The 21,525-nt window shown below is 58.0% G+C and carries 23 protein-coding genes; 17 read left to right on the forward strand and 6 right to left on the reverse strand.

Features of this window, described 5'->3' with window-relative positions:
* Positions 1-60: 60 nt before the first annotated feature.
* Positions 61-588, reverse strand: a complete 528-nt coding sequence (locus tag AC1DVE_RS13165) for a GNAT family N-acetyltransferase (protein WP_223457018.1) — start codon at positions 586-588, stop codon at positions 61-63.
* 302 nt (positions 589-890) lie between these two features.
* Here AC1DVE_RS13165 and AC1DVE_RS13170 point away from each other — a divergent pair, with 302 nt between their 5' ends.
* The 6 genes from AC1DVE_RS13170 to AC1DVE_RS13195 all read left to right on the forward strand — a co-directional run bounded on the left by AC1DVE_RS13170 (position 891) and on the right by AC1DVE_RS13195 (position 5,419).
* Positions 891-1,268 carry a hypothetical protein gene (locus AC1DVE_RS13170; protein ID WP_223457020.1) on the forward strand — a complete coding sequence of 126 codons (378 nt, stop codon included), beginning with the start codon at positions 891-893 and terminating at the stop codon, positions 1,266-1,268.
* Positions 1,269-1,336: 68 nt separating this feature from the next.
* Entirely contained in the window at positions 1,337-1,591 is a 255-nt protein-coding gene (locus AC1DVE_RS13175; RefSeq protein WP_317848745.1) for an EthD domain-containing protein, read from the forward strand.
* A 291-nt stretch (positions 1,592-1,882) separates the two neighbouring features.
* Positions 1,883-3,295 carry an NAD(P)-binding protein gene (locus AC1DVE_RS13180; protein ID WP_223532148.1) on the forward strand — a complete coding sequence of 471 codons (1,413 nt, stop codon included), beginning with the start codon at positions 1,883-1,885 and terminating at the stop codon, positions 3,293-3,295.
* Between the two features lie 16 nt (positions 3,296-3,311).
* Positions 3,312-4,271 (forward strand): alpha/beta fold hydrolase, encoded by a 960-nt coding sequence (locus AC1DVE_RS13185; RefSeq protein ID WP_223456307.1) that lies wholly within the window; start codon positions 3,312-3,314, stop codon positions 4,269-4,271.
* 39 nt (positions 4,272-4,310) lie between these two features.
* Entirely contained in the window at positions 4,311-5,027 is a 717-nt protein-coding gene (locus tag AC1DVE_RS13190; RefSeq protein ID WP_223456308.1) for a gamma-glutamylcyclotransferase, read from the forward strand.
* A 203-nt stretch (positions 5,028-5,230) separates the two neighbouring features.
* Positions 5,231-5,419, forward strand: coding sequence for a ribbon-helix-helix protein, CopG family (locus AC1DVE_RS13195; RefSeq protein ID WP_046043116.1), 189 nt, complete (start codon positions 5,231-5,233; stop codon positions 5,417-5,419).
* Positions 5,420-5,440: 21 nt separating this feature from the next.
* Here AC1DVE_RS13195 and AC1DVE_RS13200 read toward each other — a convergent pair whose 3' ends face one another.
* A complete protein-coding gene (locus AC1DVE_RS13200; protein ID WP_223456309.1) occupies positions 5,441-7,102 on the reverse strand; it encodes a SulP family inorganic anion transporter in 1,662 nt (553 codons plus the stop codon).
* A gap of 175 nt (positions 7,103-7,277) precedes the next feature.
* Between AC1DVE_RS13200 and AC1DVE_RS13205 the strand changes: the two genes are divergently transcribed.
* A complete protein-coding gene (locus AC1DVE_RS13205) occupies positions 7,278-7,508 on the forward strand; it encodes a hypothetical protein (RefSeq protein ID WP_032828974.1) in 231 nt (76 codons plus the stop codon).
* A gap of 530 nt (positions 7,509-8,038) precedes the next feature.
* A complete protein-coding gene (locus tag AC1DVE_RS13210) occupies positions 8,039-8,524 on the forward strand; it encodes an adenosine-specific kinase (protein WP_223446770.1) in 486 nt (161 codons plus the stop codon).
* 84 nt (positions 8,525-8,608) lie between these two features.
* Here AC1DVE_RS13210 and merR read toward each other — a convergent pair whose 3' ends face one another.
* Positions 8,609-9,007 carry an Hg(II)-responsive transcriptional regulator gene (merR, locus tag AC1DVE_RS13215; RefSeq protein ID WP_223456310.1) on the reverse strand — a complete coding sequence of 133 codons (399 nt, stop codon included), beginning with the start codon at positions 9,005-9,007 and terminating at the stop codon, positions 8,609-8,611.
* 76 nt (positions 9,008-9,083) lie between these two features.
* On the opposite strand from merR, the gene AC1DVE_RS13220 reads away from it, so the two are divergent.
* The 3 genes from AC1DVE_RS13220 to AC1DVE_RS13230 are packed head-to-tail and all read left to right on the forward strand — an operon-like array spanning position 9,084 to position 9,990.
* Positions 9,084-9,428, forward strand: coding sequence for a mercuric transporter MerT family protein (locus AC1DVE_RS13220; protein ID WP_223456311.1), 345 nt, complete (start codon positions 9,084-9,086; stop codon positions 9,426-9,428).
* A gap of 12 nt (positions 9,429-9,440) precedes the next feature.
* On the forward strand, positions 9,441-9,716 hold the full coding sequence (gene merP, locus AC1DVE_RS13225) for a mercury resistance system periplasmic binding protein MerP (protein ID WP_223456312.1): 276 nt from the start codon (positions 9,441-9,443) through the stop codon (positions 9,714-9,716).
* Between the two features lie 7 nt (positions 9,717-9,723).
* Entirely contained in the window at positions 9,724-9,990 is a 267-nt protein-coding gene (locus tag AC1DVE_RS13230) for a GDCCVxC domain-containing (seleno)protein (RefSeq protein WP_223456313.1), read from the forward strand.
* A gap of 415 nt (positions 9,991-10,405) precedes the next feature.
* Here the strand turns inward: AC1DVE_RS13230 and AC1DVE_RS13235 are convergent, their stop codons facing one another.
* Positions 10,406-10,651, reverse strand: a complete 246-nt coding sequence (locus AC1DVE_RS13235) for a hypothetical protein (RefSeq protein WP_223543519.1) — start codon at positions 10,649-10,651, stop codon at positions 10,406-10,408.
* A gap of 607 nt (positions 10,652-11,258) precedes the next feature.
* Between AC1DVE_RS13235 and AC1DVE_RS13240 the strand changes: the two genes are divergently transcribed.
* The 3 genes from AC1DVE_RS13240 to AC1DVE_RS13250 all read left to right on the forward strand — a co-directional run bounded on the left by AC1DVE_RS13240 (position 11,259) and on the right by AC1DVE_RS13250 (position 14,550).
* Positions 11,259-12,131, forward strand: coding sequence for a TauD/TfdA dioxygenase family protein (locus AC1DVE_RS13240; RefSeq protein ID WP_223456358.1), 873 nt, complete (start codon positions 11,259-11,261; stop codon positions 12,129-12,131).
* Positions 12,132-12,239: 108 nt separating this feature from the next.
* On the forward strand, positions 12,240-12,719 hold the full coding sequence (locus tag AC1DVE_RS13245) for a 2,4'-dihydroxyacetophenone dioxygenase family protein (RefSeq protein ID WP_108217363.1): 480 nt from the start codon (positions 12,240-12,242) through the stop codon (positions 12,717-12,719).
* Positions 12,720-12,900: 181 nt separating this feature from the next.
* Positions 12,901-14,550 carry a 3-(methylthio)propionyl-CoA ligase gene (locus AC1DVE_RS13250; protein ID WP_477783964.1) on the forward strand — a complete coding sequence of 550 codons (1,650 nt, stop codon included), beginning with the start codon at positions 12,901-12,903 and terminating at the stop codon, positions 14,548-14,550.
* A 60-nt stretch (positions 14,551-14,610) separates the two neighbouring features.
* On the opposite strand, the gene AC1DVE_RS13255 is transcribed toward AC1DVE_RS13250, so the two are convergent.
* The gene (locus tag AC1DVE_RS13255; RefSeq protein WP_223456316.1) at positions 14,611-15,654 is read right to left on the reverse strand and encodes an alpha/beta fold hydrolase; all 1,044 of its coding nucleotides are present in this window, start codon (positions 15,652-15,654) and stop codon (positions 14,611-14,613) included.
* Between the two features lie 111 nt (positions 15,655-15,765).
* On the opposite strand from AC1DVE_RS13255, the gene AC1DVE_RS13260 reads away from it, so the two are divergent.
* Positions 15,766-16,803 (forward strand): AraC family transcriptional regulator, encoded by a 1,038-nt coding sequence (locus AC1DVE_RS13260; protein ID WP_223456317.1) that lies wholly within the window; start codon positions 15,766-15,768, stop codon positions 16,801-16,803.
* A gap of 439 nt (positions 16,804-17,242) precedes the next feature.
* On the forward strand, positions 17,243-18,277 hold the full coding sequence (locus AC1DVE_RS13265) for an AraC family transcriptional regulator (protein WP_477783965.1): 1,035 nt from the start codon (positions 17,243-17,245) through the stop codon (positions 18,275-18,277).
* A 152-nt stretch (positions 18,278-18,429) separates the two neighbouring features.
* On the opposite strand, the gene AC1DVE_RS13270 is transcribed toward AC1DVE_RS13265, so the two are convergent.
* Positions 18,430-19,761: an MFS transporter gene (locus AC1DVE_RS13270; RefSeq protein ID WP_223456319.1), complete on the reverse strand. Its 1,332-nt coding sequence runs from the start codon at positions 19,759-19,761 to the stop codon at positions 18,430-18,432.
* A 662-nt stretch (positions 19,762-20,423) separates the two neighbouring features.
* Between AC1DVE_RS13270 and AC1DVE_RS13275 the strand changes: the two genes are divergently transcribed.
* Positions 20,424-21,281 (forward strand): TauD/TfdA dioxygenase family protein, encoded by an 858-nt coding sequence (locus AC1DVE_RS13275; RefSeq protein WP_223456320.1) that lies wholly within the window; start codon positions 20,424-20,426, stop codon positions 21,279-21,281.
* Positions 21,282-21,525 lie beyond the last annotated feature (244 nt).

Raw genomic sequence — 21,525 nt, forward strand, 5'->3', positions numbered from 1 at the left:
AAACCTGTGGCGAGGGAGCTTGCGCCCTTCGGGTAAAACCGGGGAGGCACCTGAAGTTGGCTATGGGACTTGGGGCACCCGCCACGACATTGCACAGCGGCTACCGGGTTCAAAGCCGCAGCCATACTCTTGTACCAGAATCTCCGCCAAGCGCTTTTCCAGGGTTGCCCCGGCGTTATGCTCAAACCCTAACCGCCGGTAAAAGGGCGCGTTCCACGGCACCTCTGTGAACGTCGTCAGCGTCACAGAAGCCAGCTGATTAACCCGCGCATATTCCATCGCCGTTTCAACCAGTTTTCGCCCCCAGCCCTGCCCCTGCACAGACTGTTTGACCGACAGCTCATAGAGATGAAGGTCGCTGCCGTGGCGTTCTGCGCTCAGGAAACCTTGGGGCCGACCCTCGGCATCGACAGCCACCCAGCACGTCGATAGAACGATCAACTGCCTGTGACGATCGACTGTCATGGTGGCAGCGTCCGCCAGCCAGCTCAGTTCATCGATTGAGCGGAATGCTTGAGCGGCGCTACGTTCAATACGGGGCAACAACTGGGCATCTTCGGGTAAAGCCAGGCGAATGTGTGCAGGCATGATTTCTCAAGACAATGGCTTGCTTGCCTGGAATTCTACGCTGCCTGAGACGCGTGTGAGGACTGTCGGAAACACGATTCGAATGTCCAGCCCCGATCGGCGACGCCGCAGTGCTCACCGAGCTTGAGCCCGAAGTAAAAGCGTCAGCAATTGCCCTTATATTGTTGGTGAATAGTCTGTTTGAGGTGTTACCGACGGCTGACCTTGATTGACTATGACGCTAGGGATTTTCGGTCATCCGGATGGACCAGGCAGCACGACCGCGGCTCCATCCATCAACCGCAACGAGGAGTTTGATAGCTATGGAAAAAGTCATCTATCTGCTGTGGCGTGATACTCAAGTCAGTCCTGATACCTTCGCCCATCGCCTGCGCAGTGAGGTCGCCGGGCAATTGCAGGCACTCGGTGCCCGTCATGTGCAATTGAACCTGGCCGATGCCGATGTGCAGCCTGCAGCCGGCCTGCGCCAGGAAAACAACCGGCCATTGCCCGATGGCAGCCTGTCGCTGTGGCTGGACAGTGCCAACGGGCCGGCTCGTCGCCCGTTCGACCACTTGATCAGCGCGGCAACGGCGCGCATGGCCACCTACCTGGTCTGCGAGTCGGTCGCCATCGCCAATACCCGCTTCCCTGCAACGCCCGGCGAGCGCACCACGGGTTTGCCCAGCTGGCCCTGCTGACCTGCCCTCCACGCCTGACCCCCGAGGCCTGGCTGGACATCTGGCGCAACCATCACACGGCGGTGGCCGTGGACACGCAAGCCAACTTCCAGTACGTGCATAACCTGGTGGTGTCGGCACTGACGCACGGCGCCCCACGGATCGACGCCATCGTCGAGGAATGTTTTCCGCCAGCGGCCATGACCGATCCCATGGCCTTTTTCGATGCGGTGGGCGACGAAGCGAAATTCCAGCGCAGCCTGGCCGTGATGATGGAAAGCTGCAGCCGCTTCATCGATTTCGACAGGATCAACGTGCTGCCCACCAGCCAATACTGCCTGTAGGACCGGGAAATCGTCATGCGTGAAGCCGGATAATCCAGACCTGGCCCTTGATTATCGAGCCTCAAGCGCTTTACGCATGAAAACCGCGCACCTCGAAGCAAAAGTGCTGTAGATCTGCGCCACTCACGCTAATTCACTGCATAGCGTGCCCGCTGGCGGTAATGATCACTGCGGCTGCAGCCATTAACTCCAGCGGTTATTTGGGTGAGGAGCATTCGTTCTATTGGGCTTGGTACAGGTAGCTAATCTACTGAACTTGAGAGGGAGCAACCTTCAGAAAGGCGAAAGCATATGGACGAAAACTTGATCGAAACCGACTACCTGATCATAGGGGCTGGCGCGACGGCCATGGCTTTCGTCGATACGCTACTCAAGGAAACCAATGCATGCATCATGATGGTGGATCGACACGACCGACCTGGCGGGCACTGGAATGATGCCTACCCGTTCGTCCGATTGCACCAGCCCTCGGCCTTCTATGGCGTCAACTCACGCGAACTGGGCAGCGGAACGAAAGACCAGGCGCAACTGAACGAGGGCTTGTATGAGCTAGCCTCCGGCGCCGAGGTGGTGAGCTACTTCGACCAGGTGATGAATCAGCAGTTTCTGCCGTCAGGTCGAGTCCGTTACTTCCCCATGTGCAACTACACCGGCGACCGCATTGACGATCACCGCTTTACCTCGCTGGTCAGCGGCGCAAACCATCAGGTCCGGGTGCACAAAAAGGTGGTGGACGCCACCCATGCCCAGACGGCAGTTCCCTCGACCCACCCGCCCAGGTACAGGGTGGAGCCCGGCGTGCAATGCGTGCCAGTGAACGACCTGCCGAAGATCCGGCACCCACACTCTGGCTACGTAGTGGTGGGATCGGGCAAGACCGGGATCGACGCTTGCCTGTGGTGCCTGCAAAACGGTATTGCGCCCGAAAACATCTGCTGGATCATGCCGAACGATCCATGGTTGATCGACCGGGCCAACCTGCAACCTGGCCTCGACAGCTTCGAACGAACAATCGGCGGTCTCACGGCACAATTTGAGGCCATCGCAGCCGCAGTCTCGATCCCGGACCTGTTCTCCAGGCTTGAGGTGGCGGGCCAGCTCCTGCGCGTGGATAAGTCCGTCGAACCCACTGCTTACCGCTGCGCCACCGTCACACGGGCGGAGTTACGTGAGCTTCGACGCATCGACAACATTGTGCGCCTGGGGCGGGTGCGAGTGATCGAGCCAACGCGCATCGTGCTCGAGCAAGGCAGCATCGCCACGAGCCCAGGTGCCCTGCACATTGACTGCAGCGCCAGTGCTATCCCGACAATGCCTGAAATGAAGGTGTTCGACGGCGGCAGGATTAACCTGTTGATGGTAAGCAGCTGCCAACCCTTGTTCAGCGCGGCCTTGATCGCTTATGTGGAAAGCCACCTGGACGATCAAACGCAAATGAACGTGCTTTGCACGATGGTCCCCCCGCCTCACGTTCCCACGGACTGGATCAGAATGTGGGCGGTCTACCTGGGAAACCAACTACGCTGGGGAGAGCATGAAGGCCTGACCCGCTGGATCAGGCAGTCGCGCTTATTCTTTCTGACTGCGGTGGTCAGGGGCTTGCAGGAAACCGATACCGAGAAACTGGCACAGCTGCATCGGCTCTCTGTCAGCAGACAGCAGGCTCTGGCGAGCCTGCCGCGGTTGCTGAGGTCCATCGCTTGAATTGCAGGAAGCGCACATGAACGAGCCACACCTCGAAATGCTCGACATCAATGGTATCCGCATGCAGGTCGCCATCCAGGGTTGCGGTCCGTTGGTCTTGCTATGCCACGGATTCCCGGAGCTGTGGTACTCGTGGCGCAACCAGCTTGCTGCGCTGGCGGCCGCCGGCTATAGAGCGGTAGCACCCGACATGCGTGGCTATGGTGGCACCGATGCGCCGGCCGAACCCGACGCCTACACCACACTCCACCTGGTAGGCGACATGGTGGAGTTGGTCAACTCACTCGGCGAGCGGCAAGCCGTGATCGTCGGCCATGACTGGGGCGCGCTGGTGGCCTGGAGCGCAGCATTGATGCGACCCGATCTGTTCCGCGCAGTGGTCGGCATGAGCGTTCCCTTCTCGCCACCGGATCGCGTGGAGCTCCTGAGCGCGCTTGCCTCGCGGGGTATCAGCGACTTCTACATCCAGTACTTCCAGACGCCGGGCATGGCCGAGGCCGAGCTGGAAAGGGACGTCGAGTCGTCGATCCGGCGCATCTACTTCAGTGGCTCGGGAGACGGGCCCGATGGGCCGGTGTTTGGCCGACTGCAGCCGGGCCAGGGATTCCTGGGGGGGATGATCGAGCCCGAAACCCTGCCAGCCTGGCTAAGCCTTGAGGATATTGCCTACTACACCCGCGAGTTCACCCGCAGCGGATTTCGCGGCGGCTTGAACTGGTACCGCAACATGACGCGCTCATGGGCACTGCTGGCACCTTGGCGCGGTTGCATTATCCGGCAGCCGTCGATGTTCATTGCCGGGAGCCGCGACGCCGTGCTGAAGTTTCCGGGCTCCCCGCGGCAGATCGAAGCTTTCGCGCAGACACTGCCGGGCCTGCGCGGGTGTCATATCCTCGAAGGTGCCGGCCACTGGATACAGCGAGAACGCGCGACCGAGGTCAATGAGTTGCTACTGGGCTTCCTGAAAAAACTCTGATCAGGAGGTTCAATTTCTACCCATAGTGGGAGGGCTGGTATGGCGCCCCAGAGAAGCACGCCCGCCAAAGGACGAAACCTGACGGCGGAACTCGTCGCTCGCGTTGAGCGATTTGAGCCCGATCCCGGACCCGAACCGGGCACGGCCGAACACACCGAAGCAGAGTTTGATGCGATGGTCGAGGCTCTGTTGTTTGAATACAAACCGCAGGAGCTTTGGATCTTTGCTTATGGCTCACTGATCTGGAATCCGGAGTTCGATTTTTTGGAGAGCCGCAGCGCCACCGCCTTCGGCTGGCATCGATCGTTCTGCCTGAAACTGACTCGCTGGCGCGGCACGCGCGAGTTGCCCGCCCTGATGTTGGCCCTCGACCGGGGCGGAAGCTGCAACGGGTTGGCATACCGGCTTCCAACGCAAGACCATTCCAAGCAATTGGGACTGTTGATGGTCCGGGAAATAGACGCAAACCCACCGACCAATGTTCCGCGCTGGATTTCGGTTAAAACCGAATCCGGGATAGTGCGTGCATTAGCCTTTGTCGCAGCACGCGACGGAATGGCCTATGCCGGAAAGTTGCCCATGGAAAAGGTGGCCCATGTATTGGCTCGCGCAGCCGGGCACTGGGGCTCGGCGGCCCAATACCTGTTCCGGACTGTGACAATGCTGGAGGAGCATGGCATTCGGGACCGTAATATGTGGCGGATACAAAGCCTTGTCGCACAGGAAATCGAAGACTCCCTGCTTGCTGCGCAATAACCAGGTTGGGCGAGCGAATCCCGCGATGCTCGCCCCTTGAGGATTATCCACGCTGAGTCGAAGCAGATCCGAATCATCACCCACCGTGGGAGCCAAATCTTTTCTTGTGAGTAAAGTCGAAGTAACGAGCAGCACAGTGACAGCACCGGACAAGGCAATTACAATTTGATTAACATATAGCGACTTGAGCGATTGAATACCCCATGGAAAGCAAGACTGCGCGCCTCACTGTGCTCATTGATCCCGTCAAGAAAAAAGCCTTCGAGGAACTCTGTGCAGCACAAGACCTGACGCCCTCTCAGGTTGTCCGTCAACTGATTCGTGACTACCTGGACACCCACGGTGCCACCTATTCGACCAAAAGCAAGCATGCCGCCAGTACCAAGTCATAACCTGACACGGGCGGTAAGCCTCTAGAGGGTCGACGGACCCTCTGCGAGACTGACCGCTTTAGCCAGCGCGGTGTTGAAATCGGCGTGGTAATGCTCCGTGCCGATTTCTTGCAAGATACCCACCCTATCGAGCTTGCTTAGCACCTTCGTGTTCGCTTCGCAGAGTTTCACCACGATATTGCGCTTGTGCAATTGCTGAATGACCTCCTCCAGCACCTGCAAGCCAGTGATATCCATAAACGGTACACGCTTCAAGCGAATAATCAGCAGACGTGGATCGGTATGGGTCTGCGCCAGGACACGCTCGAAGGTCTCAGCCGCACCAAAGAACAATGGCCCTTCAATCGTATAAATCAATGTCCCTGGCGGCAGGCGAATGTGCCCATTGGCCCTCAGCTCTTCTTCAAGCTCGTGCTCGATTACCTGTTGCACCTCCACAGATGAGGCCATGCGGCGCATGAAGTGCAGCATCGCAAGAATGACGCCGATATTCACGGCGATCACCAAGTCACTGAACACTGTGAGGCTGAAAGTGATGAGCAGGATAGCTACGTCTGCGCGTGGGGCCCGCTGGACCATGCGTTTGAAGTGCTTCAACTCGCTCATGTTGTACGCGACCACGAAAAGAATGGCGGCCAGGGCGCACAGTGGGATGTTTGAGGCCAGAGGTGCCAGAAACAGAATAATAAGCACCAACGTGACCGCGTGCGTAATGCCGGCCAGCGGGCCCGTGCCGCCGTTACGGATATTGGTTGCAGTACGGGCAATGGCTCCGGTAGCTGCAAAGCCGCCAAACAATGGCGTGACCAGGTTAGCCACTCCCTGACCGATCAGCTCCTGATTGGAATCGTGCTTAGTGCCCGCCATGCCATCGGCCACCATTGCGGACAGCAGCGATTCGATTGCTCCAAGCATGGCGATAGTAAACGCCGGACCAATCAAATCGATGACGCGAGACAACGTGATTTCAGGCAGGCTCAACGTTGGAAGGCCTTGAGGTATGCCCCCAAATGCGCTGCCAATCGTGGCTACCCCCTCGAAATGAAAGGTTGACTGTATCGCTGTAGCTACCGCCATTGCGACTAATGGGCCAGGTACCCGTTTGAGTCCGGGAATTTTGGACGCGGTGATGACCAGGAAAAGACTAAGTACCGCCAGCAGGGTCGTGGCCATATGAAGATCCGGGAGCGCCTGGAGCAAATGCCAGAACTTTTCATGGAAATGCTCTCCACTGATCTTCGCTAAACCGAAAAAGTCTTTCCACTGTCCGACCCAGATGATCACGCCGATGCCTGCGGTGAATCCGACGATCACCGGATCGGGGATAAACTTGATGATTGCACCTAGGCGGGCCATCCCCAGCAATAACAACATGGCCCCCGCCATCATCGTGGCGATTTGCAGACCGTCAACACCATGCTTGGCCGTGACCCCCGCCAGAATCACGATGAACGCACCTGTCGGCCCGGCAATCTGCAAGCGGCTTCCGCCAAAGAGTGAAACCAGCAGACCACCGATGATTGCGGTGTAGATGCCTTGCTCAGGCTTGACGCCAGATGCAATGGCAAACGCCATTGCAAGGGGGAGCGCCACGACCCCGACGATCACGCCAGACACCAAATTGCGCAGCCAATGCTCTCGCCCCAACAACCCAGCCTTCCATGCCTCACCTATCGCAATCATGGCTAGATCCTCAGTGGATGCATGTGCATAATATTAACATACAGTGATAATTGAAATGCCCTTGATCCACTGCTTCGTGCGGCTGGAGATGTTTATAGAGAAAGTTCAGATGGAGCTGGGCGGGCATGCACTGCAAATAGAGAATCTTGAGAGCGCGTGTAGCGTGGTGACTGACATGAATCGTAAAGCTGTGAAAAGCAAACATGCCGAAGGCGTGACCTTTGACACCCATGTGATCGCAAACCCGACCAACCCCAAGGAGTGGATCGTGTTTTTCAAGAAGGACGCCGGGAGAAGTTATTTCCTGGTTGATGACAACGAGGAAGTCGAGTCTTTCGGGCATCTGGATGACCTGATCGCCGAGCTTCGAGACTTGGGCCTCAAGACCGCTGAAATCCACTTTTAACCCTTGGATCACGCCCTGGAGACATGATCATGTCAGTGAAAATCGAGTACCTATCCAGTCAAAGCGAAGCTCTTTAGTCTGTATGTTTTGGCATCAGACGAGTTCAGTTTCGGCATGAAAAAAGTGCTCACGACTTTGCTGCCAAGCTCAAGGAGAGAATCGAGGCTCCGCATGTTTACCCTCAACGTGATCCGCCAGCGAAAATCATAGTTGATCGGTACAGGCAGATTGAACGTCACCCTGCATATCTACCTGCTTGTTCTACATAACGGATCCGATTGAACTCGTGACCTCCGGTAAAAAGCCGAGCAGCTCAATCACCGGTCAGATAGGCGTGTAACTACAAGGGAGTGACTGTTTTTTTACCGATTGATGCCTGACATGACAGGCCGCTCAGGGTCGATTTTGGCCCGTCGGGACAGGCAGAAATCGGCCAGAAGCCGTCAGTGGACGGAGCAATAACCAATGAGTAGCTATGCTTGGTTTGTTGCCAGTTTCTGGTAGCAACATCGTGAACGGAGGCGTTTGAGATGCAACTCATCACGTTGAAAATCGAAAAGCCGGATGTGACGAACTTCATTTTGGGTCAGACGCACTTCATCAAGTCCGTCGAGGACATCCACGAAGCGCTGGTTAATGCCGTGCCAGGTATCCAGTTTGGCGTGGCTTTTTGTGAAGCCTCTGGCAAATGCCTGGTGCGATGGTCTGGCACCGATACCTCAATGATCGAACTGGCACAGAAGAATGCGAAAGCCATCGCTGCAGGCCATAGCTTCATCATTTTCCTGGGCGACGGTTTCTATCCGCTGAACGTGTTGAACACCATCAAGATGGTTCCAGAGGTATGCCGTATTTTTTGTGCAACAGCCAATCCAACCGAAGTGATTCTCGCCGAGACGCAACAAGGGCGAGCAATCCTGGGGGTAGTGGATGGCTTCTGTGCCCAAGACATTGAAGGCGATGAAGACATCCTGTGGCGCAAGAACCTGTTGCGGCAGATTGGCTACAAGCTGTGAATGGCAGAGCGAGCACGCCCGGCCCTGCGTACACTGCACGGGGTGCTGGCCTGACGCCTATGCAGGGTGCCCTGCAACCCGGCATCACTCCCTGTCCAGCGCATCGATGATAGGGCATACGGCCCCGCCGCCGCTTGCATCGCATTGCCGCACCAGTCCGCCCAGCACCTGCTGCATTGCTGCAAGGTCGGCCATCTTTTGCTCGATCAGGGCCAGCTTGCGCACGGCCAGTGCCCGAGTCTCGCTACAACTGCAGGCCGCATCCAGTGTCAGCAGTGCGCCCACCTCATCCAGCGTGAATCCCAGCGCCTGTGCCCGTTTGATAAAGCGCAGCCGTTTGACCTGCTCCGGTAGATAGCACCGATAACCGCCGAGCGGCTTTGGCGGCTCATCCACCAAGCCACGTCGCTGGTAATAGCGAATAGTCTCGATGTTCACGCCGGCAGCTTGCGCCAACTTGCCGATACTCATTCCTGTCGCCATCACACGTCTCTTGATTCTGTACCTAGGTACGGAGTGTAAAGTCACTCTAGGTTAGTTCGATTCAATGGAGAAGACGATGGCGCAACAAATCGGCAAAAGTTCACTGATCGCGGGCGCGTTGGCCGCTATCAGTGCGTCGGTGTGTTGCGTCGGACCACTGGTACTGCTGGCGCTCGGCGTCAGCGGCACATGGATCGGCAACCTGACGGCAATGGAAGCATACCGGCCCCTCTTCATCGGCTTGACGCTACTGTTTCTCGGGCTGGCTTTTCGCAAGCTCTACCTGATGCCACAGGTCTGCGCAGCGGGCACGGCCTGCAGTCCGCGCACTATTACACGTCAGCGGACCGTGTTCTGGATCGTCACCGGGCTACTACTTGGCCTGCTGGCCGTTCCGTGGCTTGCCCGACTGTTTTATTGAAGGAACCTCGCCATGCGCAAACTGCTGATCGCCGCACTCACCGCCTTGTCCCTATCCGTGATGGCCGCTCCAGTAGAAACCATCAGGCTCGACGTGCAGAACATGACCTGTGCGGTATGCCCGATCACGGTCAAGAGATCGCTGGAGCAGCTGCCCGGCGTGAGTACCGTCAAGGTCGATTTGGCCGAGAAAGTGGCCATCGTCACCTATGACCCCGATAAAGCCGATCCCGAGGCGCTGACCAAAGCGACGACGAATGCGGGCTATCCCTCCACCGTGCACAAATGAGGCAACCATGAGTCCCGTCATCCTCGAATCCGTGCTGACCTGCCCGCATTGCAGCTTCGCCAAGCAGGAAGCCATGCCCACAGATGCCTGTCAGTATTTCTACGAATGTGGCAATTGCAGGACTCTGCTACGCCCAAATCCCGGTGACTGCTGTGTGTTCTGCTCGTTTGGCTCGATGAAGTGCCCGCCGATCCAGGAGCAGCGCGGATGCTGTGACATTCGGACGAATGTTCCTCCACATGTGGGGAATCCCATATTTGGGGGGGAGATTTAGGGTCAGCTTACGCCTGAAGGAAGTAGCCTGGAACGTAGCGCTAAAAGCCCAAGGCTTGCGGACAAGCGTCTTTCACTCAAATGGCTTGATTATTGCGTTATTGCTCATACGAGCTCCCAACTTACCAGGCACCAATGTAAAAGCAGCGGTTATGGGAGGTGTGTCATGTGGAATCAACCTCTGATGCTTGTGGTGATCTACCTTACTATCACCCTCAGCATCGGCTGGTTGTGGTCCATTGCTATCCTGTATTGGCTTTGAACCAATGGGAAAAGTGAATCACCACCTGATTTTATAAACACAAATGACCGGCAGTTATGGTCAAAAGCAGACGCCCGATGATTTTTCGCAAAACAGAGCGCCCGCTCACCGCTATGACTCTGAATCGCCCCACCCTTCCAGGATGTTTAATGCATCAGTCGTCGTTGTCGTCGCGATCGCGGTAGCGACGGTGATCGCGATCATAGTTACGAGAATCATAGTTACGACGATCATAGTGGCGGCCATAACCTTGATCATCGTCATCCCGTTGGTCGTAACCACGTCGATGATCATGGTCGTGATATCGGCCGTACCTTTCTCCATCATCCCAGTGAGGGCCACAGCCTCCCAACAACAAGAAACTGAAAATGGCCAGGATCGTGATGACTGCGCGATTCATAGGAACGTCCAAAACGTCGGGGTATTGAATGGTTATGGCGGCTGGAAATTTTCATCCGGACAACGTTCAGCCGTAACTATGACCACTGAGTAACTTAATGATTCCTTTGGAAAATACAGACAAGTGATGGTCACACTCGTGAACTAATAGCCCTTGGACCTGTCGACCAGATTTAACAAAGGCATTCCCTCTCTCTCTTTGCAAGTTCTCGACTATCACCGCCACCCCACCTTCAATCTGCACATCGCTCCGCGAACGACAGGCTATTGCCATGACAAAACGGCAGTGATCAAAGGAGCCAGGAAGCCAATCGACGAGTTGATGTGGCCGTCATCCCTTCCAGTCATGGACTCGGCTCTTCGTCCCAATATGCGAAGAAACTGTCCTGCTACGCCCATGGCGTCGCGCCCGGGATACCTACTATAGGACCGCCACCCCTGCCCAATCAGCAGGAGGCAGTTACCTATAGCGGATGCACATATTGCGCACCGCCGTACAGCACGGATTGGAGACAACAATGACAAAAGTCGCCGCAACCCAAGACGCTCCTTCACCTATCACCCCCTCGGCACCCGCCATTATCCGGTCGTCAGTGCGCCAGCATTCGATCAAGGTGCAGATTTGCTCCCCCGCCATCGGTGCCGAGCTCAGCAACGTCAACCTGGCCGACGCTGCCCAGGACCCCGAACTGATCGCAGAAATCAGGGCGCTGTGGTTGAAGCACAAAGTACTGTTCTTTCGCGATCAGGACATCACCCCCCTGGAGCAACAGCACTTCGCCGCGCAATTCGCTGAGCTGGAAGCCCATCCCCTGGCGCCGAGCCATCCGGAGGCGGACAAGCTGCTGATGCTGTATCGCAATCTCGATTTGAGCAAACCCAAGAGCTATGTTGAAAAGGCCAGCCGCGAAAACCTCTGGCATGCCGATGTCACCTACAAGAAGGCCCCGCCCCGCGGAGCGGTATTGCGTTGCGAGATGGGGCCGGAGGCTGGCGGCGACACCCTGTTTTCCAACATGGTGATGGCTTACGAAAACCTGCCGCAGGCCATCAAGCAACGAATCGACGGCCTGTACGCAAAACATGGTGCCGAGCAGACCTTTGGCGCCCAGTTGCCACGCGAAGAACGTCATGCGATGGCCGCGAAGAACCCCGCCGCTGAGCACCCGGTAGTGCTTACCCATCCAGAGACTGGCGAAAAGGTCTTGTTCGTCAACTCCGCGTTCACGACCCACTTCTCGAACTTCTTCAACTTCGAGGATATCCGCTACGGCCAGGACTTCATGCCAGAGGCTCATCATCTGATGAACTATCTGATGTCTCAGGCCGCCATTCCTGAGTACCAGGTACGTCTGAAGTGGCGAACCAACACGGTTGCCATGTGGGACAACCTGCAAGTCCAGCACTACGCGGTGGCTGACTACGGCAATGCACCCAGAAAGATGCTGCGCGCCACCCTCGCGGGTACCCCGCTCACCTGATCCGAACAGCCTCCCCCAGATAAACCGGGGCACCCGACCAGCAGAAATTGTCGGGCGGCCCTGGCTGCGACGAAAACTCGATCTGAACCGCATCATTGGAGAAATGACATGCTCTATGAACACGTCGACACCGCAGTCATCGATGGCGAATCGCTGCCGTGGATTCCCTTTACGCCCTATGCCGAAAACGTCCTGCTGAAGTACTTCAAGCTTGACCCGATCCGCGGCGAATGGATCGTCATGATGAAGGCGCCGCTGGACATGCAACTGCCCAAGCACCACCACACAGGCACGGTGATGGTCTACACGATCGAAGGCCAGTGGAAATACAAGGAGCATGACTGGATCGCCGGCCCCGGCAGCATCGTCTACGAGACGGCCGCGTCGACTCACACACCTGAAGTCGTCAGCACAGGAAGCGCAGACGGGTATTCGCTCATGCTGGTTCAAGTGACTGGCGATCTGGCGTTCCTGGACGGCAACGACAACATCGTCGCGCTGGAAAACTGGAAGACCGGGTTGCAACGTTATCTTGCTTACTGCGAGCAACATGACATCGCGCCGAAAGACCTGACGGCATTCAACTGATCCGGATTTCATGGGGAAACCCGGCGCCTCTGGTTCAAGGGGCGACCGGGCCAGTTACCGGATAGCAATCATTCAGGGGAGGGAAACAGGCTGTGTCGGGTCGCGGTCTTGACGCGAAATCTGACCCGGGCCTGGCCGCCTGCTCGCTCCCCGATCACAGACAAGCGAACGGAGCGATGCCATGAAAGGCCTGATGATGCAAAAGCAGCTTTTGATTTCCTCACTCATTGAACATGCCGACCGCCATCACGGCGATACGCAGATCGTATCCCGTCGAGTGGAGGGCGATATCCATCGCTACACCTTCCGTGACTGCCACCGCCGCGCGCGCCAGCTGGCCAGCGCGCTGACCCGCCTGGGCGTCAAGCCTTCCGAGCGGATCGGCACACTGGCATGGAATGGCTATCGGCACCTGGAGTTGTACTACGGCGTTGCCGGCATGGGTGCCATTGTGCATACCATCAACCCTCGTCTGCATGAAGACCAGGTTGCCTACATCGCCAATCACGCCGAAGACCAGTACATCTTCTTCGACTTGACCTTCTTGCCGCTGATCAAGGCCATCGCCGGGCGCTGCAATAGGGTCAAAGCGTTCGTCGCCATGACCGATCAGGCGCATATGCCCAAAGACGCCGGCATCGACAACTTGCTGTGCTATGAAGATCTCCTTCAACAGGGATCCCCTGACTACGCTTGGCCGATTTTCGACGAGGATGCCGCCAGTACGCTCTGCTACACCTCTGGCACGACGGGCAACCCGAAAGGGGTTTTGTACAGTCATCGCTCGTCGGTGCTGCACACCTATGCGGCCGCGCTGCCGGACGCCCTGAATTGTTCGGCACACGACGTGATCCTGCCCGTTGTGCCGATGTTCCATATCAACGCCTGGGGACTTCCGTACATCGCGTGCATGGTCGGGGCGAAGCTTGTATTTCCCGGACCTGCCCTGGATGGAGCATCGCTGTTCGAACTGCTCGAAGCCGAGCAGGTGACACTGTCCGCGGGTGTCCCGACCGTGTGGCAAAGCCTTCTTGGCCATGTGGAAAAAACCGGCCGGCAATTCTCCAGCATGAAACGCAGCATCATTGGTGGCGCCACCTGCCCCCCGTCCATGCTGCACACATTTCAGCAAACCTACGGTGTAGCGGTATTGCACGTCTGGGGGATGACGGAACTGAGCCCTATCGGAACCGTCGGCGCCCTGAAGGCCAGGCACGTCGAAATGTCCCCGGCAGAGCGTTATGCCGTGCAATCCAAGCAAGGCCGAGCGGTGTTTGGCGTCGACATGAAGATCGTTGACGCCGAAGGCATGGAATTGCCCTGGGACGGCGCAACCTCAGGTGAGCTGTTGGTGCGTGGGCCATGGGTGGTGCGCGATTATTTCAGGAACGAAGCGAACAGTTCGCCGCTGCTCGAGCACGCAGGTCAAGGGTGGTTCCCAACCGGCGATGTGGCGACCATCGATGTCGATGGCTTCATGCAGATCACCGATCGCAGCAAAGATGTGATCAAGTCGGGTGGCGAATGGATAGGCTCCATCGAACTGGAAACCATTGCGATGGCCCATCCGGCAGTCTCCCAGGCGGCCTGCATTGCCGCGAAACACGCCAAGTGGGACGAACGCCCATTGCTGATCGTCGTCAGGAAGCCGCAAGCGACACTGACGCGGGAAGAGCTGCTCGCGTTTTATGAAGGCAAGATCGCGAAATGGTGGACGCCGGATGATGTGATCTTTGTCGACACGATTGCGTTGGGCGCTACGGGCAAGATCCAGAAGAACCGTCTGCGGGAGCAGTTCGGTGATCATCTGATGGTCAAGGCTGCCGGCTGAACGAGTGCATGCACTGTGCGTGGCCGCGAGTGATCGCGACCACGCACAGTGCACTCGTTGCTAGCGCTCCAGCTGCTCGAGAAACGTCAGGAGCAACTCATTGACTTGATCCGCGCTCTCTTCAGCGGCGCTATGGCCCACGCCAGGTAGCAGCACTTTCTTCTGCAGTCCGGGTAGATAGGTGTCGAGTTGCTCGTAGAGACCGCGGATTTCCATCGGCTCGAGCGAAGGGTCGGCGGCACCACCAATGAACAGGCTCGGCTGGCGTACCACCGCGCCGTCGAGAAACGCGGTGATCTCCCAGTTCCGGTCGCGACAACGGTAGTAGTTCAAGGCACCGGTGAACCCTGTGCGCGTGTATTCAGCGACGTAGTAGTCGAGCGCCCGCGCGCTCAGCCATGACGGGAACTCGCCCTTCGGCTCAGTGAACGCGTTGAGAATGGGCTCACCAGGCTCGACGAACAGGCGCCAGCGTTCAGCCCCGACAGCGCTGCCGGAGATCGAGTAGAAGACGCTGCGCAAGGTCTTGCGCGGATCGCTGGCCAACTCGCGGTCCGGCTTGTCGAGCTGTTGGAAATACAGGTGGTGGTACACCCTGCCCTTTGCCATTGCCTGCAAACCTATGGTCGGCTTGATCTTGCCGCGCGGCGGCACCGGCGTATTGAGCATCACCAGGCCACGGAACAGATCCGGCCGCAGCATGGCCGCCGCCTGGGCCACCCAGGCGCCCAGGTCGTGCCCGATGATCACCGCGGATGTTTCGCCCAGCGTCGCCATCAAGCCGACCATGTCGCCGACGGCCTGACTCATGTCATAGTCTTCAATGGCATCGGGTCGATCGGTTTGGCCAAACCCTCTTTGATCGGGGACCACGACTCGATGACCGGCCTCGGCCAACACCGCGATCTGGTGCCGCCACATGTACCAAAGATAAGGAAAACCGTGCAGCAGGATGACGAGAGGACCTTGCCCCTCGTCGATGTAATGCATGCGAATGCCGTTGAGTTCGGCAAAGCAGTGGTTGAATGCATCAGGATCGTCAGCGTCCACCTGCGCCCTTGCCGCGAGCGGCTGACCGATACCTGTAGCGGTGCGCGTGTCCATTATCTACCTCCATCATTGTTGTCATTGTCGGCGTGAAGGTAGCCCTGAGCGGCTGTCCTGCACTAAGCTTCTCAGGACACAATCTGGTGAAACTGGGACACGAGGCAAAGCATGTATACCTTGACGCGAAGCGCCAGCCTTACCGACTTTGAGCAGGTTGCCCGCTCAGTGGGGCTCGATCCATTTCGCATGCTGCGCATGACCAGGCTACCGGCCAGTGTCCTCGACGATCCGAACATCATGATCAGCAGCGATTCGGTAGGCTGGCTGCTGGAGGAGTCCGCCCGCCTGTCCGGTCAGGACGCCTTCGGGCTGCTGCTCGCGGAAACCAGGCACCTTTCCAACTTTGGCATGCTCGCACTACTCATCCGCGAAGAGCCAACACTTCGCGCAGCGTTGCAATCCTGCTTTCGCTATACGCGCTTGCATAACGCCGGTGTGCAATTGTGGCTTGAGGATGTAGGCGACCTGACCCTGCTGCATGTGGGTGTGAACATGCAGGGCCATCGTGGCGTCTGGCGCCAGGCGATTGAACAGGCGACCGGTATTATGCTTCGGACGTTGAGCATCCTGAGCGGCCATACCTTCCGGCCGGTAAGGGTCAGTTTTACTCACGACCGACCTTCCAGCCTTGAAGTGCACCAGCGCGTGTTGGGAACAGCTATCGAGTTTTCCCAGGAGTTCAATGCCATCGTTTGCCGCAGGCGCGACCTGGACATGCCCATTCCCACGGCCGACCCCGCATTGCATCGCGAGGTGAAGCGATCGCTGGACATGCAGTTGGCCAACCTGCGCGACGAACCGGCGCAGCGGGTACGCCAGATCGTCAAGATGCTGCTGCCAAGCGGACTGTGCTCTGTCGATGGCGTGGCCCAGCATCTTGGCATGCACCGACGCACCCTTAACCGACACCTGGCGGCCGAGGGAGAGAGTGTCACGACGATCATCAATGCTGTACGCGCCGAACTTGCCGAAGAGTATCTGGCCAACAGCAAGCGCCGATTGTATGAAGTCGCCGAACTCCTCGGCTTTTCCTCTGCCGGTGACTTTTCACGCTGGTTCCGCAGCCGTTTTGGCAAGACACCCTCGGCTTGGGCCGTCTCCTACCGAGCGAGCAAGACGGCATCCGGGCCCCTATCGACTGAATAAAAAAACAGGTTCATGGGCAACTCAAGCCTGCTGGCCAGCCACGTTGCCTGAGCCTCCCGTACCCGACGTTTTTGACCCCGCCATCCCGCTGCTGGCGTCCCAATACGCGAAGATTCTGTCCCACAATGCTCCTTGCATTGCTCTCGTGCAGCCTACTATGGGTCAGTGGCCCCTGCTCTGTTGATGGGGGCCACAACACCTACCGGATACACGTAGACCGCCCGGGATCCTGGATCCTTGATGGCTCCAGCGGTTTGTGAATTCGGGTCCAGCAACCAATTCGATGGTGATGCAAAAAATACGATCCTGAATCTGATCGCGCTACTTGCAGTCCTCCACCGGGATCGCCCCGGGAGCAGCGCAAAAGTCATCAGAGCAGCGCCTGATCGCGCAACACATCTTCATGAAACGTCACCATCGGCCGAGGGAAGTCCTACACATGCCCACGCTTGTTCGCGCCGCCGTTTTGACCAAATACCTGGACGTTGCCCAGGACCTGGGATTCGACCCGCACGACGTCATGGCAGTCGCAGGCCTGCACAAGGCTCAGCTGCAAGACCCCGAATCCCGCATCCCCATCGATGCCGCCGTGCGTTTGCTGGAAGATTCGGCCACCGCCAGCGGTTGCCAGACCTTCGGCCTGAGCATGGCGGAGTCGCGCCAGCTTTCGGACTTCGGCGTGGTCAGCTTGCTGCTCAGTCATCAACGCACCCTGCGCGAAGCATTGCAGGTCATGGTGCGCTACCGTCATCTGATGAACGACTCGCTGGCCATCTTCGTTGAAGAGAGCGGCAAGATGGTGATCATTCGTGAGGAGATGGTCACCGAGTCGCCGATGCCCAGTCGCCAGGCCACGGAACTGGCGATCGGCGTGACATTCGGTCTGTGCTCTGCCCTGCTCGGCTCGCACTGGCGCCCTTACAGCGTCAACTTCATGCACCAGCCGCCGGACAACCTGTACCTGCATCGGCGGGTGTTCGGCTGCAACCTGGAATTCGGCAGCGAGTTCAATGGCATCGTTTGCCCTGCCGCCTGCCTCGACATGATCAACTTCAATGCCGACCCGACCATGGCCCGTCATGCCCAGAGCTACCTTGACTCGCTGCAAAACCCTGAGAGTACCTCGACGCTGTTCGAAGTGCGCAAGGCCATCTACCTGCTGTTGCCCATGGGCCGCGCCACCATAGAGCAGATCGCCCAATACCAGGGGATGAACGTGCGCACCCTGCAACGTCGCCTCAAGGACCACGGCTGTGCCTTCAGCGACCTGATCAACGACGTGCGCCGCGCCCTGGTACTGCGTTATCTGGAAAACCCGAACCACTCACTGAGCCATATTGCCGACATGTTCGGCTTCACCATGGCGAGCTCCTTTACCCGCTGGTTCATCAACCAGTTCGGCATGCCGCCGGCGGTGTGGCGCAGCGCGCAGAAACAGTCCGGTTCGGACGCTGCCGCCTCCAAGCCATTCTGAACACACGGCAAAAAAAAACGGCGACTGCTGGTACAGTCGCCGCAAAAAAAGGTGCTTGTGATACAGGTCGGGAGCCTCGCGCTCCCTCCCAGCGGCATCTGCCGATCAGCCCCCAATGAAAATGAAACACAGGTCGAGATGTAAACGGCGACTCACAATTTCACCTCTAACCCGACTTCACTGATGGACTCAGGCACGCTCTGCCCCTGAAGGCGGGCGATATCTTTGTGGTAATGACACTTGGCATAAAAGAACACCGCCGCCGCCACGAGGCTGATCAATGGAACCAATTGAAATGCCGCATGCAGACCGATGAGGTCCGACACCCGACCGGTGATGAACGGCCCCGGTGCCAACCCCAGCAGGTTGTTGGCCAGGGTCAGCGTGGCGAAGGCCGTGCCGTGCACCGAGTAATGGGTCAGGTTGGCAACCATCGCACCGGCGGGGCCAGTGGTGCCGGTGGCAATCAACATGCCCAGACAGATCAGCGCCAGTTGCACCGGCCCCGCCTGCAAGGCAAAAGCCGCCGACAGCAACAGGCAACTGCCCAGGCAGAAGCCGATGGCCAGGCTGACCTTGCGCTCCGGCGAGTGACGACACAGCCGATCGCTGAGCATGCCGCACACAATCATCCCCACACCGCTGCACAGCACGATGCTCGCCGCCATGCCACCGGCCTTGTCGGTGGGCATGTCGTAGTAGCGATTGAGGTAGCTGGGAATCCACACCATCACCGTGCCGCCCACGAATAACTGCAAGCCGCTGGCAATGTAGGTCGACACCACCGAACGGCTGGACCACAGCGTGCGCAGCGGACGCTTGACCACCACCGTTGCCCTGTTCGCCACTGGCGCGGCACGTGGCGGCGCAATACGTGCTTCCTTGACGATGAGCGGATACAGCATCGCCAGCACCAGGCCAAACAGCGACATGCCGGCGAACGACCAGCGCCAGCCCAACTTGGCCGCAATGGCGCCGCCCAGGGCCATCCCTAAAACAGCGCCGAACAAACCACCGGCCATAAAGGCACTGGTCAGGGTCGCGCGCATGTGTTTGGGGAACACCGAGATCACTACCGCGATGCCGACGCTGCCATAGGCTGCCTCACCGACACCGACCATGAACCGCGCGATGAACATCTGCTGGTAATCCTGCGCCACCGCGCAACCCAGGGTCGCCACGCTCCACAGCAACGCCATCAGCGCCAGGCTCTTGACCCGGCCGAAACGGTCAGCCAGCAACGACAGGGGAAACGTCAGCAGGCCGACCATCAGGGCAACGATGCCGCTGAGCAGACCGAGCTGTCCGTCGCTCAACGCCCACTCAGTCTTGAGCAGGGGGAATACCGCGTTCAGCACCTGACGCGACATGTAATCGGAAATCAACAGGCCGAACGTCAGTGCAAAAACGATCCAGGCATATTGGCGCGCAACGCTGACGCAACCAGCATCGTCATCGTCGGCGGCGATTGGGTGAAAGGCCATGCAGCCTCCTCGAGGTCTTTATTTTATTGTTGTTATCAAGCGTGTAGCCGGACGGCGAGCGATAGTGTCTACAAAGCCCGCACGCGAGTGCATCTACATGGCCAGGGCCATGCCGTTGCCCGGCAGAACGTTCTTGAGCAGGGATTCGGCGGTCAGGGTTGACCAATGCGCATTGCAGTGCGTGCATCCACTTTCTACCTCCATCTATTTTCAGTAGTCGGCTTGAAGGTAGTCCTCAGAGGGCGCCTTGCACTCAGCTTTTCAGGACGCAATATTGTGATATTGGGACAGGAGAATCCCGGTACACCCTGACGCAGAAACGAGACACCTTCCAATTTGGGCATGCTCGCGCTGCTCACCCTCGAAGAACCAACCACTGCGCGCATTCCTGCAAATTCGAACTCGCTAGATGTTGTTGCACAACCAGCGTCCCAATACGCGAAGAATTTGTCCCGCAATGCCCATGACGGCGCTCTCGAGCAATCTACCATGAGGCCGCAATCGCTCTGCCGATCGGGCCAGAGCGTATGCCGGGCACGCGTATCCCCACTCACCGAACCCGCAAAGACTGGATCAACAATAAAAAGCGCCACCGTGTATCAAGGCACGATTTCACCTGCCCCGCCCACGGTCCGGCCATAAACCATCGAAACGGAGACGCCATGCGAGTCGAACAACTAACCTGTGCCATCGGCGCGGAACTGCTCAACGTGAACCTGGGCGACGCAGTACGCGATGATGAATTGTTCAATGAAATTTACGCGGCGCTATTGAGGTTCAAGGTGCTGTTCCTGCGCGACCAGGATCTGGACAAGCTCTCGCGCCGCGATCACGAAGCATTTGCCATGCGCCTCGGCCAGCTTGAAACCCATCCGATGCTCCCCAGCCATCCGGAGGCCCCTGGTCTCGTGCAAATCTACAAGACCCCGGAGAACCCGGCGGATCGCTACGAGAATGCGTGGCACTGCGATGCCACCTGGCGTGAATCGCCTCCGATGGGCGCTGTACTGCGTTGCATCGAATGCCCACTGACCGGTGGCGACACCATGTGGGCCAACATGGTGCTGGCTTATGACAACCTGCCCATAGATGTGAAGCAGGAAATCGACAGCCTGATCGCCAACCACAGCTTCAATTCTTCCTTCGCCGCCGCCATGCCAAAGGAAAAGCGCCTGGCGATGAAGGCGCAATATCCGGATGCCGAGCATCCGGTGGTGCGTACCCATCCCGAAACTGGCGAGAAGGTGCTGTTCGTCAATGCCTACGCTACGCATTTCGTGAATTACCACAGCCAGGGACGTGTGCGTGTCGGCCAGGACTACAACCAAAAAGGCGTCGACCTGCTGAAGTACCTGATCAGCCAGGCCTACAACCCCGAGTACCAGGTCCGTTGGCGCTGGAAGAAAAACAGCGTGGCGATATGGGATAACCGCTGCACCCAGCACTATGCAGTGATGGACTATCCGCCCTGCCATCGCAAGATGGAGCGTGCGGCCATTATCGGCGACAAACCCTACTGACAAGTAAAAAGGCCCGGAGTCCAGAGACGCTGCTGAGCGTCTCTTTTGGGTCGATTGCATCCCTTGGTGACAGGCAGAAATCAGCCAATACGGACTTTCCGGTGCCACAATACCTGTTTGCCATTTGCTAAAACATCAACAGAGCTAAGGCCCCATGACCAAGAGGACTCAACCTTCAAACCGGTGGCTCACTGTTTCCCTGGATCGACAGGAACGGCTCACTCAATTCTCACCTAATAACATC

It is taken from the genome of Pseudomonas sp. P4_B4 (assembly GCF_056402255.1).